This window comes from Rathayibacter sp. AY1D5 (assembly GCF_002932515.1).
Taxonomy (GTDB): Bacteria; Actinomycetota; Actinomycetes; order Actinomycetales; family Microbacteriaceae; genus Rathayibacter.
The window spans coordinates 1-16,802 of record NZ_PSVU01000064.1; the positions used below are offsets into that span (position 1 = coordinate 1).

The window sequence follows — 16,802 nt, forward strand, 5'->3', positions numbered from 1 at the left end:
CGACCGGGGCCGCCCTATCCTTGACGGGTGAAGCCACAGGAGCCGGCGGGCGTCGGACGCGCGGAGCGCACGCTCGCCTACATGTTCATCGCGATCATCGTCGTGACGGTCCTCGCGTTCCTCGCGATCCTGGTCGCCCCCGCGCTCGGGATCCGCGAGTACGCCGGCCCGTTCTGGCAGTTCGTCTTCGCCGTGCCGCTGGTGGGCCTGCCCATCGCGTTCCTCATGATGATCGCGATGCTCATCGTGGGGGTCCGGCGCCGCCGCGCGCAGTCCTGATCGGACGCGGTCTCCTCCTGCCGCACCGCCCTTCGTCAGGCGTTCCCCGCCGCCGAGCCGGCACCGAGCGCCCGGACAACCGACTCCCAGACTCCGTACAGCCGACGGCCAGATACTGTCCTGCATGGACGGACCCCGCATTCTCATCGTCGACGACGAGCCCAACATCAGAGACCTGCTCACCACGAGCCTCCGCTTCGCCGGCTTCGCCGTGCGTGCGGTCGGCAACGGGGCCCAGGCCATCTCGGCGGTCCTCGAGGAGGAGCCGGACCTGATCATCCTCGACGTGATGCTCCCCGACATGAACGGGTTCGGCGTGACCAAGCGCCTCCGCTCGGCCGGGTACACCTCCCCCATCCTCTTCCTCACGGCGAAGGACGACACCGAGGACAAGATCACGGGCCTCACCGTCGGCGGTGACGACTACGTCACGAAGCCGTTCAGCCTCGACGAGATCGTCGCGCGCATCAAGGCGATCCTCCGCCGCACCATGCACGCCGAGGAGGACGCGGTCATCCGGGCCGGCGAGCTGACCATGGACCAGGACACGCACGAGGTCCTCGTCGGCGACGAGCCGGTGGAGCTCAGCCCCACCGAGTTCAAGCTGCTCCGCTACCTGATGCTCAATCCGAACCGGGTGCTCAGCAAGGCGCAGATCCTCGACCACGTGTGGGAGTACGACTTCAACGGCGATGCGGGCATCGTCGAGTCCTACATCTCGTACCTGCGACGTAAGCTCGACACGCATTCGGAGGAATCGCTCATCCAGACCAAGCGAGGATTCGGATACATGCTGAAGGTCGCGAAGGCCTAGCCTCCGCCACCTCGGCGCCACCTCCCGCCGGAGGCGCGGCGCCCGCCGATCCCGAGGGAGTTCCACCGCCATGCACCAGGGTCTGGCCGAGCGGTGGAACTCCATCTCGTTGCGCACGAAGATCACTGCGGTCACGGTCCTCCTGCTCACGCTGGGACTCCTCGTCTCCGGGATCGGGACGATGACGATGCTGAAGCCGCAGCTCGTCGCCCAGCTCGACGCGCAGCTGGCCGACCAGGTCCAGCGGACGGCGAGCGACCTCTCCGTCAACGACCTCGCCGCGATCGACGAGTCCAAGGCCGATTTCGGCGCCGTCTACGACCAGTACGGCACGCTCGACAATACGAACGCGTCCGGCGCGGCCGACCCCGCCTTCCCGCAGACCTTCACCCTCGAGCAGGCGCTGCAGGGCGGCGACAAGCCGATGGAGATCTGGAGCTCGAACGGCAAGGTCGAGTACCACGTCATGTCGACGGTGTTCACGAGGGGCACCGAGTACCAGACGCTCCTGCTCGCGGTGTCGACCCGCAGCGTCGACGTCATCATGACGACGTACCTCACGATCTTCCTCGGCTTCGGAGTCGCGATCGTCGTGATCGGCGCACTCCTCACCCGCCTGCTGGTCACCACCACCTTCGCCCCGCTGCGCGAGGTCGAGCAGACCGCTGCCGCCATCGCGGACGGCGACTTCAGCCAGCGTCTGGACGGCACGACGCCCAACACCGAGGTCGGGCGCCTCAACCGCTCCCTGAACGCGATGCTCGGGCGGATCGACTCCGCCTTCCGCGACCGCGCCCGCACGATCGACCAGATGCGCCGCTTCGTCGGCGACGCCAGCCACGAGCTGCGCACGCCGCTGGTCTCCGTCCGCGGCTACGCCGAGCTGTATCGGATGGGCGCTCTGCAGACGCCCGAGGCCGTCGGCCAGGCGATGGAGCGCATCGAGAAGGAGGCGATCCGGATGGGCGGCCTGGTCGAGGACCTCCTCGAGCTCGCCCGCCTCGACGAGACGAAGCCTCTCGCACTCGCGCCCGTCGATCTGATGCCGCTCGCCCGCGACGCCGCGATGGACGCGATGGCCTCCTGGCCCGACCGCGACTTCGGCGTCGAGACCCGCGACGACACCCCCGTGGAGACGCCCGCGCTCGAGCCCGACGAGGCCGGCGCCTCCGCCACGCAGACCATGGAGCTGACGAACCCCGGGCTCACCGGCCCGATCGCCGCGGCAGGAGCGAGGCTCGCCCGATTCCGCCGGCGTCCGCGCCGGGTCAACGCCGAGGAGATCGCCGCCGGCACCGCCACCGCCCCCGAGGAGCCGGGCGTGCCCGCGATGGTGATGGCGGAGGAGAACAAGATCCGCCAGGTCCTGACGAACCTGATCGGCAACGCCGTCCGCTACACGCCCGAGGACACTCCGATCGAGATCGGCGTCGCCGTCGACCGCTCCCGCCGCCTCGCCCTGCTGGAGGTCATCGACCACGGCGAGGGCATCCCGCCGCAGATCCGCGAGAAGATCTTCCAGCGCTTCTGGCGCGCGGACACGTCGCGGACCCGCGAGACCGGCGGCAGCGGCCTCGGACTGGCGATCGTGTCCTCGATCGTCGCCGCGCACAAGGGCCGCGTGGACGTCGTCGAGACGCCGGGCGGAGGCGCGACCTTCCGCGTCGCGCTGCCGCTGTTGACGGTCGGCCAGAACGGCGAGACCTCCCCCGCCTCGGTCTGATCCGCACCGAGGTCCGTCCCTCCTCGGGGACCCCTTCGGTCCGGGCTCTCCCGTCGACGTCCCCGAGCGGCACGGATCGATCGGCCCGGGGCGACCGTGACCTCGCGCACCCGGCGCTCACGGCCGCGCGCAGCTCACTCTCTCCTCTTGGGGACCGCCGGGCGGCGAGCCCGCCCGGACCGCTGGAGATGAGACCCGACGCTCGACGGATGCCGCGTCGCCGGATCCTGCGGAGTCGCCGTCCGCATCCGTTCGGCCGAAGACATCTCCGCCCTGACCCGGGACGTCGCGACCCGCACCGGCGCCTTCCACGCGCTTCCGGTGCCGGTGTCCGCTGAGGAGACCGAGGCGGCGCGGAGGGCGGTGCCACCGCAGGAGGACCGCCGTTGTGGTCGCGGGGCCGGTCCACGACCGCCTGCCGGCGGGGTCCCCTGCTGCTCGCTCAGATGCCTCCGGAAACGCCGAAGGCGGCTCCCCCGGAGGGGAACCGCCTTCTGCGTGGTGGGGGGACGGATTAGAAGTCCATGCCTCCGGTGGGGTCGCCGCCCGCGGCGACCGGGTTCTTCTCGGGCTTGTCGGCGACGACGGCCTCCGTGGTGAGGAAGAGACCGGCGATCGACGCCGCGTTCTGCAGAGCGGAGCGCGTGACCTTGACCGGGTCGATGATGCCCGCGGCGATGAGGTCGACGTACTCGCCGGTCGCGGCGTTGAGGCCGTGTCCGGTGGGCAGCTCGCGGACCTTCGCAGCGACGACGCCGGGCTCCATGCCCGCGTTGAGGGCGATCTGCTTGAGCGGGGCGTCGATGGCGACCTTGACGATGTTCGCGCCGGTCGCCTCGTCTCCGACGAGCTCGAGCTTCTCGAAGGCGAGCTTGCCGGCCTGGATGAGGGCGACGCCACCACCGGCGACGATGCCCTCCTCGACGGCGGCCTTCGCGTTGCGGACGGCGTCCTCGATGCGGTGCTTGCGCTCCTTGAGCTCGACCTCGGTCGCCGCTCCGGCCTTGATGACCGCGACGCCGCCGGCGAGCTTCGCGAGGCGCTCCTGGAGCTTCTCGCGGTCGTAGTCGCTGTCGGTGTTCTCGATCTCGCCGCGGATCTGCGCGACGCGGCCGGCGATGGCCTCGGCGTCGCCGGCACCCTCGACGATCGTGGTCTCGTCCTTGGTGATGACGACCTTGCGGGCCGAGCCGAGCAGGTCGAGGGTGACGTTCTCGAGCTTGAGGCCGACCTCCTCGGAGATGACCTGGCCGCCGGTGAGGATCGCGATGTCCTGGAGCTGCGCCTTGCGACGGTCGCCGAAGCCGGGGGCCTTGACGGCGACCGACTTGAAGATGCCGCGGATCTTGTTGACGACCAGGGTCGCCAGCGCCTCGCCGTCGACGTCCTCGGCGATGATCAGCAGCTGCTTGCCCGCCTGGATCACCTTGTCGACGACCGGGAGCAGGTCCTTGATGTTCGAGACCTTGGAGTTGACGATGAGGATGTAGGGGTCCTCGAACACCGCCTCCTGGCGGTCGGGGTCGGTCACGAAGTACTGCGACAGGTAGCCCTTGTCGAAGCGCATGCCCTCGGTGAGCTCGAGCTCGGTGCCGAAGGTGTTCGACTCCTCGACGGTGACGACGCCCTCCTTGCCGACCTTGTCGATCGCCTCGGCGATGATCGCGCCGATCTCGGGGTCCGCGGCGGAGATGGAGGCGGTCGCCGCGATCTCCTCCTTGGTCTCGATCGCCTTCGCGCCGGCGATGAGCTCGGCGGTGACGGCCTTGACGGCCTTCTCGATGCCCTTCTTGAGGCTGATCGGGTCGGCGCCGGCCGCGACGTTGCGCAGGCCCTCGCGGACGAGCGCCTGAGCGAGGACGGTCGCGGTGGTGGTTCCGTCGCCGGCGACGTCGTCGGTCTTCTTGGCGACCTCCTTGACGAGCTCGGCGCCGATCTTCTCGTACGGCTCGTCGAGCTCGATCTCCTTGGCGATGGAGACGCCGTCGTTCGTGATGGTGGGAGCGCCCCACTTCTTCTCGAGGACGACGTTGCGGCCGCGCGGGCCGAGGGTCACCTTGACCGCGTCGGCCAGAGTGTTGAGTCCACGCTCGAGGCCGCGGCGGGCTTCTTCGTCAAAAGCAATGATCTTGGCCATGTGTGTTTCTCGTCCCTCCCGGACGTCGTGAAATGTCTGTGCTGGCACTCGACCGGAGCGAGTGCCAAGGTCGATTCTGGCACTCGCGGTGGACGAGTGCAAGCGATGGGCACGCGCTCCGACACGAAGGAGCCGCCGCCCGCACGAGGCGGACGACGGCTCCCGGGAGGCTCGGCGGTCAGGCCGGGCGGACCGATTCGGCCTGGGGGCCCTTCGACCCCGTGCCGACCTCGAACGCGACCTGCTGCCCCTCCTCGAGGACCTTGTACCCCGACATGTCGATCGCGGAGTAGTGGACGAAGACGTCCTGTCCGCCGCCGTCGACCGTGATGAAGCCGTAGCCCTTCTCAGCGTTGAACCACTTGACGGTTCCGTTCGCCATCTCTGTACTCCCCAGTGCTGTGATGCCCGCGGCACGAGCGATGTGCTGGTGCCTGGTCAGGAATACTAATCCGACGATCGGGCCCGGAAGGGGCGGGAGAGGGCCTCGCGGGGAAGAGTTGCCCGGGATTCAACACGGAGGAAACGTGCCCGTAACAGAGGGCCCCGATCAGCCCTGCTCGGAGGCGTAATCGGCCCCCAGGACCACGACGACGGAGCCCGTCTCGACGAAGTCCTGCGAGAGTAGGACGGTCCCCGTTCCGAGCGAGTCGACGAGACCGTGGGCCGCTCCCTCGAGCGCCGGGTCGGTGTAGTAGACGGTCGTGGCGGCGATGTCCTCGGTGTTCGCGTTCGCGACGGTCGGGACGCTCCATCCGGCCGTCGTCAGGGCGTCGCCGGCGCTGGCGGCGAGTCCGACGGTGGCGGTGCCGTTGAGGACGGCGACGGCGAGATCGGGATCGAGCGTCGCGGCGGCGGTCGGGGTCGCCTCCACGGTCGCGGTCGGCGGAGTGAAGACGTCCGTGAACTGCACCCGGTCGTCGATGACCAGCAGCCCGATGAAGCCGAGCAGGACGATGACTCCGGTGGCGAGCGCGGCCCAGGCGAGGGCGGACGCGCGGGCGTGAGGGGCCGGCGGCCGGCGGTGGGCGCCGACGCGCACCTCCGTCGCCGGGACCTCGTCGAAGCGGTCTCTCGGGTGCGTGTTCGACATCGGGGGTACGGCCGGCCTTCCGTTGGTGGACTCGAGCAGCTCGTCTACTCGAGGCGCCCGAGGCGTCGCGAGGCGCGGGCGCCGGCGCGCTGGTCGCGGATGCGCTGCAGCCGCGTGACGAGCATCGGGTCGTGCGCGAGGGCGGCCGGAGAGGCGAGCACCGCGCTGAGCACCTGATAATAGCGGGCGGCCGACAGTCCGAACTGGGAGCGGATCGCGTCGTCCTTGTCCCCGGAGCGGGCCGTCCACTCGCGCTCGAAGGCGAGCACCCGCAGCTCGCGCTCGGACAGACCGGTGCCCGGCCTCGGGTCCGTCGTCCTGCTCATCCCCCCAGGGTAGGCAGGCGTGACGCCACCGCAGGGGAGGCGCTCCGAACGGCTCGTGACCGCGTCGCGGCGTGCCGGCGGGGAGTCTCCTCCAGAGCCCGTGGAGGCGGAATGGAGCCGTCGTCCCGGGGGTTGGACCAGGTGGAGGGGCGCGACCGCCCCCGTACACTGACGAGGATTCCGAGGGAGACCCATGTCGTCGTATTCCGTGAACAAGTCCGACGCCGAGTGGCGCGAGGAGCTCGACCGCGACCAGTACGCGGTCCTGCGCGAAGCGGCCACCGAGCGCCCGTGGACCGGCGAGCTGCTCGACGAGCACCGCTCCGGCCTCTACACCTGTGCCGCCTGCAACGCCGAGCTCTTCAAGAGCGGCACCAAGTTCGACTCCGGCTGCGGCTGGCCGAGCTTCTACGAGTCCGTGAACCCGGACGCGGTCCAGCTGATCGAGGACAGCACCCTCGGCATGGTCCGCACCGAGGTCCGCTGCGCGAACTGCGGATCCCACCTGGGACACGTCTTCCCCGACGGCTTCGGCACGCCCACCGGCGACCGCTACTGCATGAACTCGATCGCCCTGAACTTCCAGGCCGAGGGCGAGTGACCGTGTCCTCCTCCCCCGTGCTCGAGGCCGTCCTCGCGCGCCGATCGCGCTCGAAGGTGACGCCGGAGGCTCCGGGGCACGACGAGATCGCGGCGTTCGTCTCGGCGGCGTCGCGTCTCGCCGATCACAGCTCGCTGCGCCCGTGGCGGGTCATCGAGATCCGCGGCGCCGCCCGCGACCGGGTCGGCCGCAGCTTCGCGGTCGCCTCGGGGGCGAAGAAGGACCCGCGGAAGTACATCGAGAAGACGCACCGCGCCTCCCTGCTGCTGGCCGTCGTGGTGAGCGTCAAGAAGTCGAAGGTGCCGGCCTGGGAGCAGGAGGCCGTCGCCTCGGGCGTCGCCCACCTCCTGAGCCTGCTGCTCGACGAGGCGGGCTGGGGTGTCTTCTGGCGCACCGGCTCCTACACGCGCGACAAGGCCGTGCGGAAGGCGCATCGCCTCGAGAAGGGCGAGGAGCTGCTCGGCTGGCTCTACGTCGGCCGTCCCGACGGGAAGATCGGCGGCCCCAAGCGTCCCGCTCCCGCAGAGCGGCACCTCAGCATCCTCGAACCGTGAGACGCGGCGGGCCCCGATCCGGGCGGATCCGGGGCCCGCGATAGGGTGGCCGGGCGCGCGAGCGCACCTGCCGACGTGGCGCAATTGGTAGCGCACCCGACTTGTAATCGGGCGGTTACGGGTTCAAGTCCCGTCGTCGGCTCAGGAGAGAGGAAGGCCCCGACCGCTGTGTGCGGTCGGGGCCTTCTGTATGCGCGGGGCTCGTGCGCGTCCGGGGCTCAGCCGGCGGCGGCCGGAGTCGGCTCGGAGGAGGCCGGAGCCTCGGTGGAGACCGGGGCGTCGCCGGGAGCCGGGGTCTCGGTCGACGCGGGCGTCTCGGTCGACGCGGGGGCCTCGGTCGACGCGGGGGCCTCGGTCGAGGCGGGCGTGTCGCTCGGCGCCGGGGTCTCGGAGGAGGTGGGCGCGGGAGTCGCCGACGAGTAGGAGTCGGCGGCGGCCGAGAGCACGAAGGAGCTGAAGGCGTCCGGGTCGGTCAGCGAGCCCGAGTACGCCTCGCCGTTGACCAGGACGGTCGGGGTGCCCGTGACAGCGGGCACGTCCGTGCCGGGCAGCGGACCCGAGGTGGCGCGCTCGGTCGCGGCGCGGACCCAGCTCACGAAGCTCTGGTCGTCGATGCAGGTGTTCACGGCCGCCGTGTCCTCGACGCCGGCCTGCGAGGCGTAGTCCTTCAGCTGGTCGTCCGAGAGTCCGTCGGTCCCCTCCGCCGGCTGGTTGGCGAACAGCAGGGAGTTGAAGTCGAAGAAGGAGTCGGGCGAGCGGTCCGCGACGCACGCGGCGGCGTTGGCCGAGCGCTCCGAGTACTTGGTGCCGTTGGAGCGGGTCGTGAGGATGGCGATCGGGTGGATCTCGACCGTCGCGGCACCGCTGGTCACCCACTCCTTGATCTGGTCGCCGTTGGTCTTCTCGAACTGGCCGCAGTAGGGGCAGAGGTAGTCGAGGTAGACCCGGATGTCGACCGTGCCGGCAGAGGTGTCGAGCGCGCTGGGGGTGGGCGTCCCGTCGGCGGCGACGGCGCCGCTCGTCTGCGCGACCATGTTCTCGCCGATGACGACACCGTCGCTCGCCATGTTCGCCGGGCCCGGACCCGCGGGGCGGATGCTCGAGGTGACGGCGAAGACCACGATCACGACGACCGCGATCACGACGGCGGCGAGCCCGCCCTGCAGGGCGAAGCGGCTCACGCGGTCGCGGCGCTTCTGCTGCTCGCGCAGGCGGCGCGCCTTCTCTCGGGCGGCCTCTCGTCGCTGGTTCTTCGAGAGACGGTCGTTGGCTCCGCCGGTGGTCATGACAAGAACGCTCCGAATGAGAGAGGGGAAGAAGGGGGTCGCCGGGCGCGACTCGCCGGAATCCTACGCGCGAGCCCTGGGAAACCTCCAAACGACGGATACGCGGTGCCCGACCGACGACTGTCGGCCCCGTGGCATACTGTGACGGTTGGTCGGAGTCGCCCACGCGATGATGACCATCACTTCCATTCACTCGGATCGTCCGGCACGTACCTGCCGGTGAAGGAGCAAGAACAATGGCGTCCGTAACTTTCGACCACGCGTCCCGCGTCTACCCCGGGGCCACTCGCGCCTCCGTCGACAAGCTCAACCTCGAGGTGGGCGACGGCGAGTTCCTCGTCCTCGTCGGCCCCTCCGGCTGCGGCAAGTCCACCTCCCTGCGCATGCTCGCCGGCCTCGAAGAGGTCAACGAGGGCCGCATCCTCATCGGCGACCGCAACGTCACGGACGTTCCGCCGAAGGACCGCGACATCGCGATGGTCTTCCAAAACTACGCGCTCTACCCGCACATGTCGGTCGCCGAGAACATGGGCTTCGCGCTCAAGATCGCCGGCGTCAACAAGGACGAGCGCGCCGCGCGGGTCCTCGAGGCCGCGAAGATGCTCGACCTCGAGCCCTACCTGAACCGCAAGCCGAAGGCGCTCTCCGGTGGCCAGCGCCAGCGCGTCGCGATGGGCCGCGCCATCGTCCGCAAGCCCCAGGTCTTCCTCATGGACGAGCCGCTGTCGAACCTCGACGCCAAGCTCCGCGTGTCCACTCGCACCCAGATCGGCACGCTGCAGCGCCGCCTGGGCATCACCACGGTCTACGTCACCCACGACCAGACCGAGGCGCTCACCATGGGCGACCGCATCGCGGTCCTCAAGGACGGCCTCCTCCAGCAGGTCGGCTCGCCCCGCGACCTGTACGAGAACCCGAACAACGTCTTCGTGGCCGGCTTCATCGGTTCGCCCGCGATGAACCTGTTCCACGCGGACGTCACCGACGGCGGCGTCAAGTTCGGCGACACCGTCCTCCCGATCGCCCGCGAGGCGCTCGCGAAGACGAGCCAGAAGGTCGTCACGCTCGGCGTGCGCCCCGAGGACGTCACCGTCTCGACCCAGCCCGGCGGACTGCCGATCGAGGTCGACCTCATCGAGGAGCTCGGCTCGGACGGCTACCTCTACGGCCACACCGAGGTCGAGGGCCGCCGCACCGACATCGTCGCGCGCGTCGACGGCCGCGTGCACCCGACCGCGGGCGACCGCGTGTACGTGACCGCGAACCACCGCGTGCACATCTTCGACGCGGAGTCGGGCGAGCGCCTCTCCTGAGCCTCCTCCTGCACCGCACGCTGCCGCCGTCCCCTCCAGGGCGGCGGCAGCGTCGTCTGCGGCTCCCCCACCGTCCGACACGCGACACGAACGGCGCACCATGTCCGGCTCCCTGAACATCACCTCGGCCACCGTCGACCCGGCCCTGCTCGACCTGCCGTGGAACCTGCGGCTCGACGACTGGCCCGACGAGTACATCGCCGCCCTGCCGAAGGGCATCTCGCGGCACACGGTCCGCTTCGCCCACCTCTCCGGACACGTCGTCGCCGTCAAGGAGACGACCGCCGAGATGTCGCGGCGCGAGTACGAGATGCTGAAGACGCTGCAGCGCCTCGACGTGCCGTGCGTGGTTCCGGGCGCGGTGATCACGAACCGCACCGACGACGAGGGCGAGGCCCTGCCCGCCGTGCTCGTCACCCGTCACCTCAAGTTCTCGCTCCCCTATCGGGCGCTCTTCTCGCAGACGCTGCGGCCGGACACGGCGACCCGTCTGGTCGACGCGCTGGCGCTCCTCCTGGTCCGCCTGCACGTGATCGGCTTCTTCTGGGGCGACGTCTCGCTCTCGAACACTCTCTTCCGGCGCGATGCCGGCGCCTTCGCCGCCTACCTGGTCGATGCGGAGACCGGGCAGCTCTACTCGGGCGGCCTCTCGAACGGCCAGCGCGAGAACGATCTGGAGATCGCCCGCGTCAACATCGCCGGCGAGCTGCTCGACCTCGAGGCCGGCGGTCGCGTCGACGACGACCTCGATCCGATCACGGTCTCCGACGGCATCGTCGCGGCGTACCGCAGCCTCTGGAAGGAGCTGACCGGTGCCGAGTCGTTCGCGACGTCGGAGCGCTGGCGGATCAACGACCGCGTGAACCGGCTGAACGAGCTGGGCTTCGACATCGAGGAGCTCGCGATCAAGACCGACGAGGCCGGGTCGACGGTGCGCATCCAGCCGAAGGTGGTCGACGCCGGCCACCACCAGCGGCGGCTGCTCCGTCTCACCGGGCTGGACGCGCAGGAGAACCAGGCGCGACGCCTGCTCAACGACCTCGACTCGTACACGGCGACCTACGACAAGCAGGGCCTGGACGAGGAGATGGTGGCGCACGAGTGGCTGGCGCAGGTGTTCGAGCCGGTCATCCGATCGATCCCCCGTGATCTCAAGGGCCGCCTGGAGCCGGCCGAGATGTTCCACCAGCTGCTCGAGCACCGATGGTTCATGTCGCAGCAGCAGGCGCGCGACGTCCCCCTGGCGGAGGCGGTCACCGCCTACGTGAACGACATCCTGCGTCACCGCCGCGACGAGGCGACGGTCATCGCTCCTCCCACCGAGGCGCTGACCCTCCCGAACCTCGTCCTCGACGAGTCCGGCGACGCCGAGCTCACCGACGAGGACGCCGACGTCGACTGGACGAAGAACGTCTGACCCCCCCCACCACCGCAAGAGGGCCCGCGCTGTCAGCACGGGCCCTCTTCGCATCCCCCCGGCTCGCTCGCGGCAGGCGGCGCCCCTGTCCGCTCGCCGCAGGCGGCGCCCCTGACATCCAGACCTGGAGCGCGGGTGCCGGCGCGGTGAGCTGCAAGGCGGAGGAGGAAGCGATACCGGCGGTATCGCGCCCGACGACAACGCCGCAGATCACCGTGCCGGCGCCCGCGCTGTGAGCTGCAAGGCGGAGGAGGAAGCGATACCGGCGGTATCGCGCCCGACGACAACGCCGCAGATCGCCGTGCCGGCGCCCGCGCTACTCGGAGGCGGAGCGGAGTTTGGAGATCTCGTAGAGCGCGACCGACGCCGCGATCCCGGCGTTGAGGGATTCGGTGGCGGAGCTGATCGGGATGGAGACGACGGCGTCGCACTGCTCGGTGACGAGGCGGGAGAGGCCCTTGCCCTCGCTGCCGACGACGACGAGGAGCGGCCGGTCGGCGAGTTCGAGGCCGGGGAGCATCACGTCGCCGTCGCCGTCGAGTCCGATGACGAAGACGCCCGCGCGCTTGAAGTCCTTGATCATGGCGGTGAGGTTGGACGCCATCGCGACGGGGATGCGTGCGGCGGCTCCGGCGGAGGTCTTCCAGGCGGCGGAGTTGAGGCCCACGGAGCGGCGCTGCGGGACGATGACGCCCTGTCCGCCGAACGCGGCGACGGAGCGGATGATCGCTCCGAGGTTGCGCGGGTCGGTGATGCCGTCGAGGGCGACGAGGAGGGGGACCGCTCCGCGGGAGACGCTGCGCTCGAGCAGGTCGCTCGGGTGGGCGTACTCGTAGGGCGGCACCTTCAGCACGAGGCCCTGGTGCACGGAGTCGGGGCCGGCGAGGCGGTCGAGCTCCGGGCGCATGACCTCGAGCACGGGAAGGCCGCGGGCGGTGGCGATCTTGAGCGCCTCCTTGACCCGGTCGTCCATCTCGATGCGGGTCGCGAGGTAGAGGGTGGTGGCCGGGATGCTGGCGCGCAGCGCCTCGAGGACCGAGTTCCGGCCCGTCACCATCTCGAAGTCGTCGCCGCTCTTGGGTTTGCGCGACGGGGCGGGCCGCCCCTGTCCGCGGGCGGCCGCGGAGAGGGCTCCGCCGGGGCGGCCCTTGCCGCCGGCGGCGACGAAGCGCTCGCGCGCGAGCTTCGCCTTGCCTGCGGGGTGGTAGGGCCGGTCCTCGGCCTTGGGCGTGGGCTTCTTGCCCTCGAGGGCCTGACGGCCCTGACCGCCGGAACCGACGGCCTTGCCCTTGCTCTTCTTTCGGACCGCTCCGGGGCGGCCGGGCTTATTCGCCATCGAGACTCCAATGCGCACCCGTCTGGGTGTCTTCGATCGTGATTCCCGCCGCGGCGAGATCGGTTCGGATGCGGTCGGCGCTCGCCCAGTCGCGCTGCTCGCGCGCGGTCTGGCGTTCGGCGACCAGGCGGTCGACCAGCACGCTGAGCGCGCGGTACGAGGGTTCGTCGTCGGAGCGCGCCCATTCGGGCGCCTCCGGGTCGATGCCGAGCACGGCCGCCATCGCGAGCACCTGGGTGCGCAGGGCCGAGACGGAGCCGAGGTCCTCGGCGTCGAGGGCGGCGTTGCCGGCGCGCACGGTCTCGTGCAGGACGCCGATGGCCTGCGGGACGGACAGGTCGTCGTCCATCGCCTCGGCGAACTCCTCCGGGACCACCGGCTCGCCGAGCGCGGCGAACCGCGTGCCGTCGAGGCGGCGGCGGGAGCGCTCGAGGAAGCCCTCGATCCGCTCCAGCGCCGCTTCGGCCTCCTCGAGAGCTCCGTCGTGGAACTCGAGGGTGGAGCGGTAGTGGGCCGAGCCGAGGTAGTAGCGGACGACGAGCGGGCGGGCCGCCTCGAGCAGCTCGGAGGCGAACACCGAGTTGCCGAGCGACTTGCTCATCTTCTGGCCGATGACGGACACGAGGCCGTTGTGCAGCCAGTAGCTGGCGAAGGCGTGGCCGGCGGCGCTGGACTGGGCGAGCTCGTTCTCGTGGTGGGGGAAGCGCAGGTCGAGCCCGCCGCCGTGGATGTCGAACTGGGTGCCGAGGTACTTCGTCGACATCGCGGAGCACTCGATGTGCCAGCCGGGGCGCCCGGCGCCCCACGGCGAGGCCCAGGCGGCCGACTCGGGCTCCTCCGGCTTGGCGCCCTTCCAGAGAGCGAAGTCGTGCGGGTCGCGCTTGCCGCGCGGGTCGGCGTCGGTCGCCGCCTCCATGCTCTCGAGGCGCTGGTGGGTGAGCGAGCCGTAGTCCGGCCAGGACCGCGTGTCGAAGTAGACGTCGCCGGAGTCGTCGGGCGCCGGGTAGGCGTGACCGCGCTCGATCAGGGTCTGGATGAGGGTGATCATCTCGGCGATGCTCGCGGTCGCGCGCGGCTCGTAGGTCGGCGGGAGGATGCCGAGGGCCGTGTACGCGGCGGTGAACTCGAGCTCGACGCGGTAGGCGAGGGCCCACCACTGCTCGACCGGCGCGCCCTCGGGCGCCCGACGCCGCGCGTCCTCGGCGATGGCGAGGATCTTGTCGTCGATGTCGGTGACGTTGCGCACCAGGGTGACCTGGAAGCCGCGGTACGCCAGCCAGCGGCGCAGCTGGTCGTAGGCGAGGGCGGAGCGCAGGTGCCCGATGTGGGGCGAGGACTGCACGGTGGGTCCGCAGACGTACATCCCGACCTCGTTCTCGCGGAGGGGGACGAAATCGACGAGGGCCTGGGCCTTCGAGTCATGCAGTCGCAGAGTCACGCGGGCGAGTTTACCGGGCGGACCGCTCCCGGCCGGGTCGGCGGCTCCGCCCGGGGACTACCGGGCGACAGCGGGGGTGGGGAGGACGAGTGCCGTCGCGGTCGCGGCGACCCCTTCGCCCCGGCCGGTGAAGCCCAGCGCGTCCGAGGTGGTGGCGGCGACGCTGACCGGTGCGCCGAGCAGCTCCGAGAGCAGCCTCTGCGCCTCTTCGCGCCGCGGCGAGAACTTCGGGCGGTTGCCGATGAGCTGCACCGAGACGTTGCCGATGGCGAAGCCGGCGGCCTCCACCAGCTCGCGGGTCGCGCGGAGGAAGACCTCGCCGTGGGCGTCCGCGAAGCGCGGGTCGGCCGTGCCGAAGCGGGAGCCGATGTCGCCGAGACCCGCCGCCGCCAGGAGCGCGTCGCAGATCGCGTGGGCGACCGGGTCGCCGTCGCTGTGCCCGGACAGGCCCCGCTCCCCCGGCCAGTGCAGCCCGGCGAGCCAGAGCGGCGACGCGTCGTCGAACGCGTGCACGTCCGTGCCGATGCCGACGCGCGGCACGACGACGACGGGCGGCGGTGCGAGCACCTGCTCGGCGCGGGCCAGGTCCCAGGGGGTGGTGATCTTGAAGGCGAGCGGGTCGCCCGCGACGACGACCGAGCGACCGCCGCGCGAGGCGAGGAGCGCCGCGTCGTCGGTGAACTCCTCCTCCGCCGAGGCGTAGGCCTCGTCGAGGAGCGAGCGCGGGAAGCCCTGCGGCGTCTGCACCGCGGCGAGCTCGGAGCGGTCCACCGTGCCGAGGATCCCGCCGTCGGCGCGGATGCGCTTGATCGTGTCGGTGACCGGCAGACCCGGGATCACTCCGCCGCCCGTCTCCCGGACCGCCGCGATCACCCGCTCGAACTGGTCGACGGGCGTGAGGGCGCGGGCGGCGTCGTGCACGAGCACCGTCTCGACGGTCGGGCCGAGCGCCCGGAGCCCCCGAGCGACCGACTCCTGGCGGCTGGCGCCTCCGGCGACGACGCTGACGGAGCCGTCTGGGGCGCCGGCGGCGTGCGCGAGAGCGGCCGTCTCCTCGAGGAGGGCGGCGGGAGCCACGACGACGATCTGGACCGGCTCCGCGAGCAGCAGCACCGTGCGCAGGCTGCGCTCCAGGATCGTCCTCCCCGCGCAGTCGACGTAGGCCTTGGGGCGCTCGCGGCCGAGCCTCGTGCCGCTGCCGGCGGCGACGACGACGACGGCCGCGGTCGGCGCGCCGGCCGGACCGTTCAGGATGCGAGGACCTCGTCGAGGAGCACGGAGGCGGCGTCCTCGTCGGTCTTCTCGGCCAGGGCGAGCTCGGAGACGAGGATCTGGCGGGCCTTGGCGAGCATGCTCTTCTCCCCCGCCGAGAGGCCGCGGTCGCGGTCGCGGCGGGTGAGGTCGCGGACGACCTCGGAGACCTTGACGACGTCTCCGGACCCGAGCTTCTCGAGGTTGGCCTTGTAGCGGCGCGACCAGTTCGTCGGCTCCTCGACGACCTCGGCGCGCAGGACCTCGAACACGCGCTCGACGCCATCGCGGCCGATGACGTCGCGGACGCCGACCAGGTCGACGTTGTCGGCGGGCACCTCGATGACGAGATCGCCCTGCGCGACGCGGAGCTTCAGGTACGTCTTCTCCTGGCCCTTGATCGTCCGGGTCTTCACCTCGGCGATCGTGGCGGCTCCGTGATGGGGGTAGACGACCGTCTCTCCGACCTCGAACTGCATGCGACGTCCTTTCAGCGGCGGACAGGTTACCATGCGCGCCGAGCGGGACGGGAGTCCGGACGGGCGGAGCCGCGGTGCTCGCTACGCTAGCCTGGTGTCGGCTCGTGCACAGTGAAGTCGCCCTGTCCGGGGCGAGCGGGGCCGACGATCTGGAGGTTCCTGTGAAGGCGCGTATCGCTGCATCCGTCGTTCTCGCGGTCGGCGTCGCCCTCGCTACCGCCGGCTGCAACCTCGTCGCCCCGCAGGCGACGCGCAAGATCTACGACCCGAGCGACGGAGTCGGCGCGACGATCGGCGATCTCGCCATCCGCAACGCGATGATCGTCTCGGACGACGGCGAGGCCGGCACCCTGATCGTGACGCTCGTGAACTCCACCGATGAGGCGCTGAGCGTCGAGGTGCAGTACGAGGGCTCCGCGGGCCGCACCAGCGACACCGTCGACGCCGTCCCCGGCCGCACCGAGGTCCGCCCCGACAGCACCGAGGCCGTCCAGATGGACGACATCGACACCATTCCCGGCGGCCTGCTCCCCGTCTACTTCCAGTACGGCTCCGAGCAGGGCAAGGAGCTCCTCGTCCCCGTCCTGACGAACGCCCTCGAGGCCTACTCGACGCTGACTCCCGCTCCCTCCGCGACGCCGACCGTCACCCCGACGGCCGACCCCGCCCGGACGCCCTTCGCGGCGACCGCCCCGATAGGAGAACACGCGTGACCAGCATCCTGCTCGTCGAGGACGAGAGCGCCCTCAGCGAGC

General features: G+C 70.9%; 17 protein-coding genes and 1 tRNA gene. 9 read left to right on the plus strand and 9 right to left on the minus strand.

The window, feature by feature from the left end; genetic code table 11:
• Positions 1 to 27: 27 nt before the first annotated feature.
• From C5C82_RS15350 to C5C82_RS15360, 3 genes are all read left to right on the plus strand, one after another.
• Complete coding sequence (locus C5C82_RS15350; protein WP_244229474.1) at positions 28 to 279, plus strand: hypothetical protein; 252 nt, start codon at positions 28 to 30, stop codon at positions 277 to 279.
• 124 nt (positions 280 to 403) lie between these two features.
• Positions 404 to 1,093 carry a response regulator transcription factor gene (locus tag C5C82_RS15355; RefSeq protein WP_055787731.1) on the plus strand — a complete coding sequence of 230 codons (690 nt, stop codon included), beginning with the start codon at positions 404 to 406 and terminating at the stop codon, positions 1,091 to 1,093.
• A 70-nt stretch (positions 1,094 to 1,163) separates the two neighbouring features.
• Positions 1,164 to 2,816, plus strand: coding sequence for a HAMP domain-containing sensor histidine kinase (locus C5C82_RS15360; protein WP_104224601.1), 1,653 nt, complete (start codon positions 1,164 to 1,166; stop codon positions 2,814 to 2,816).
• A gap of 514 nt (positions 2,817 to 3,330) precedes the next feature.
• Here C5C82_RS15360 and groL read toward each other — a convergent pair.
• The 4 genes from groL to C5C82_RS15380 form a co-directional block, all read right to left on the minus strand.
• Positions 3,331 to 4,953, minus strand: coding sequence for a chaperonin GroEL (groL, locus tag C5C82_RS15365; RefSeq protein ID WP_104224600.1), 1,623 nt, complete (start codon positions 4,951 to 4,953; stop codon positions 3,331 to 3,333).
• 178 nt (positions 4,954 to 5,131) lie between these two features.
• The gene (locus tag C5C82_RS15370) at positions 5,132 to 5,335 is read right to left on the minus strand and encodes a cold-shock protein (protein ID WP_104224599.1); all 204 of its coding nucleotides are present in this window, start codon (positions 5,333 to 5,335) and stop codon (positions 5,132 to 5,134) included.
• A gap of 168 nt (positions 5,336 to 5,503) precedes the next feature.
• Positions 5,504 to 6,046 carry a LytR C-terminal domain-containing protein gene (locus tag C5C82_RS15375; protein ID WP_104355310.1) on the minus strand — a complete coding sequence of 181 codons (543 nt, stop codon included), beginning with the start codon at positions 6,044 to 6,046 and terminating at the stop codon, positions 5,504 to 5,506.
• Between the two features lie 44 nt (positions 6,047 to 6,090).
• Positions 6,091 to 6,372: a DUF3263 domain-containing protein gene (locus C5C82_RS15380; RefSeq protein WP_104224597.1), complete on the minus strand. Its 282-nt coding sequence runs from the start codon at positions 6,370 to 6,372 to the stop codon at positions 6,091 to 6,093.
• Between the two features lie 193 nt (positions 6,373 to 6,565).
• Between C5C82_RS15380 and msrB the strand changes: the two genes are divergently transcribed.
• From msrB to C5C82_RS15395, 3 genes are all read left to right on the plus strand, one after another.
• A complete protein-coding gene (msrB, locus tag C5C82_RS15385; RefSeq protein ID WP_104255437.1) occupies positions 6,566 to 6,973 on the plus strand; it encodes a peptide-methionine (R)-S-oxide reductase MsrB in 408 nt (135 codons plus the stop codon).
• Entirely contained in the window at positions 6,970 to 7,527 is a 558-nt protein-coding gene (locus C5C82_RS15390) for a nitroreductase family protein (RefSeq protein WP_104226480.1), read from the plus strand. Before msrB ends, C5C82_RS15390 begins: the two co-directional genes overlap by 4 nt.
• Before the next feature lie 69 nt (positions 7,528 to 7,596).
• Positions 7,597 to 7,669: transfer RNA gene (locus C5C82_RS15395), tRNA-Thr, on the plus strand.
• 76 nt (positions 7,670 to 7,745) lie between these two features.
• Here the strand turns inward: C5C82_RS15395 and C5C82_RS15400 are convergent.
• A complete protein-coding gene (locus tag C5C82_RS15400) occupies positions 7,746 to 8,813 on the minus strand; it encodes a thioredoxin domain-containing protein (protein ID WP_104291655.1) in 1,068 nt (355 codons plus the stop codon).
• A 236-nt stretch (positions 8,814 to 9,049) separates the two neighbouring features.
• Here C5C82_RS15400 and C5C82_RS15405 point away from each other — a divergent pair, with 236 nt between their 5' ends.
• Both C5C82_RS15405 and C5C82_RS15410 read left to right on the plus strand, forming a co-directional pair.
• On the plus strand, positions 9,050 to 10,126 hold the full coding sequence (locus C5C82_RS15405) for an ABC transporter ATP-binding protein (protein ID WP_104224593.1): 1,077 nt from the start codon (positions 9,050 to 9,052) through the stop codon (positions 10,124 to 10,126).
• Positions 10,127 to 10,226: 100 nt separating this feature from the next.
• Positions 10,227 to 11,543, plus strand: a complete 1,317-nt coding sequence (locus C5C82_RS15410; protein WP_104226481.1) for a DUF4032 domain-containing protein — start codon at positions 10,227 to 10,229, stop codon at positions 11,541 to 11,543.
• Positions 11,544 to 11,859: 316 nt separating this feature from the next.
• Here the strand turns inward: C5C82_RS15410 and rlmB are convergent, their stop codons facing one another.
• Genes rlmB through C5C82_RS15430 form a run of 4 tightly spaced genes read right to left on the minus strand, consistent with a single transcriptional unit; the run spans position 11,860 to position 16,047 of the window.
• A complete protein-coding gene (gene rlmB / locus C5C82_RS15415; RefSeq protein ID WP_104224591.1) occupies positions 11,860 to 12,879 on the minus strand; it encodes a 23S rRNA (guanosine(2251)-2'-O)-methyltransferase RlmB in 1,020 nt (339 codons plus the stop codon).
• Entirely contained in the window at positions 12,869 to 14,317 is a 1,449-nt protein-coding gene (gene cysS / locus C5C82_RS15420) for a cysteine--tRNA ligase (RefSeq protein ID WP_104226483.1), read from the minus strand. The genes rlmB and cysS overlap by 11 nt, the downstream gene beginning before the upstream one ends.
• Positions 14,318 to 14,374: 57 nt before the next feature.
• Entirely contained in the window at positions 14,375 to 15,571 is a 1,197-nt protein-coding gene (ispD, locus tag C5C82_RS15425; protein ID WP_181134460.1) for a 2-C-methyl-D-erythritol 4-phosphate cytidylyltransferase, read from the minus strand.
• Positions 15,565 to 16,047, minus strand: coding sequence for a CarD family transcriptional regulator (locus C5C82_RS15430; protein WP_104226484.1), 483 nt, complete (start codon positions 16,045 to 16,047; stop codon positions 15,565 to 15,567). The genes ispD and C5C82_RS15430 overlap by 7 nt, the downstream gene beginning before the upstream one ends.
• A gap of 161 nt (positions 16,048 to 16,208) precedes the next feature.
• Here C5C82_RS15430 and C5C82_RS15435 point away from each other — a divergent pair, with 161 nt between their 5' ends.
• Entirely contained in the window at positions 16,209 to 16,760 is a 552-nt protein-coding gene (locus tag C5C82_RS15435; protein WP_104355311.1) for a hypothetical protein, read from the plus strand.
• Positions 16,761 to 16,802: the final 42 nt, after the last annotated feature.

Excerpts from the sequence above, each read along its gene's own strand:
- rlmB (WP_104224591.1), bottom strand. The coding sequence starts at position 12,879 with ATGGCGAATAAGCCCGGCCGCCCCGGAGCGGTCCGAAAGAAGAGCAAG.
- C5C82_RS15370 (WP_104224599.1), bottom strand. The coding sequence starts at position 5,335 with ATGGCGAACGGAACCGTCAAGTGGTTCAACGCTGAGAAGGGCTACGGC.
- C5C82_RS15410 (WP_104226481.1), top strand. The coding sequence starts at position 10,227 with ATGTCCGGCTCCCTGAACATCACCTCGGCCACCGTCGACCCGGCCCTG.
- C5C82_RS15405 (WP_104224593.1), top strand. The coding sequence starts at position 9,050 with ATGGCGTCCGTAACTTTCGACCACGCGTCCCGCGTCTACCCCGGGGCC.
- C5C82_RS15375 (WP_104355310.1), bottom strand. The coding sequence starts at position 6,046 with ATGTCGAACACGCACCCGAGAGACCGCTTCGACGAGGTCCCGGCGACG.
- C5C82_RS15400 (WP_104291655.1), bottom strand. The coding sequence starts at position 8,813 with ATGACCACCGGCGGAGCCAACGACCGTCTCTCGAAGAACCAGCGACGA.
- C5C82_RS15380 (WP_104224597.1), bottom strand. The coding sequence starts at position 6,372 with ATGAGCAGGACGACGGACCCGAGGCCGGGCACCGGTCTGTCCGAGCGC.
- groL (WP_104224600.1), bottom strand. The coding sequence starts at position 4,953 with ATGGCCAAGATCATTGCTTTTGACGAAGAAGCCCGCCGCGGCCTCGAG.
- C5C82_RS15360 (WP_104224601.1), top strand. The coding sequence starts at position 1,164 with ATGCACCAGGGTCTGGCCGAGCGGTGGAACTCCATCTCGTTGCGCACG.
- C5C82_RS15430 (WP_104226484.1), bottom strand. The coding sequence starts at position 16,047 with ATGCAGTTCGAGGTCGGAGAGACGGTCGTCTACCCCCATCACGGAGCC.
- C5C82_RS15355 (WP_055787731.1), top strand. The coding sequence starts at position 404 with ATGGACGGACCCCGCATTCTCATCGTCGACGACGAGCCCAACATCAGA.
- msrB (WP_104255437.1), top strand. The coding sequence starts at position 6,566 with ATGTCGTCGTATTCCGTGAACAAGTCCGACGCCGAGTGGCGCGAGGAG.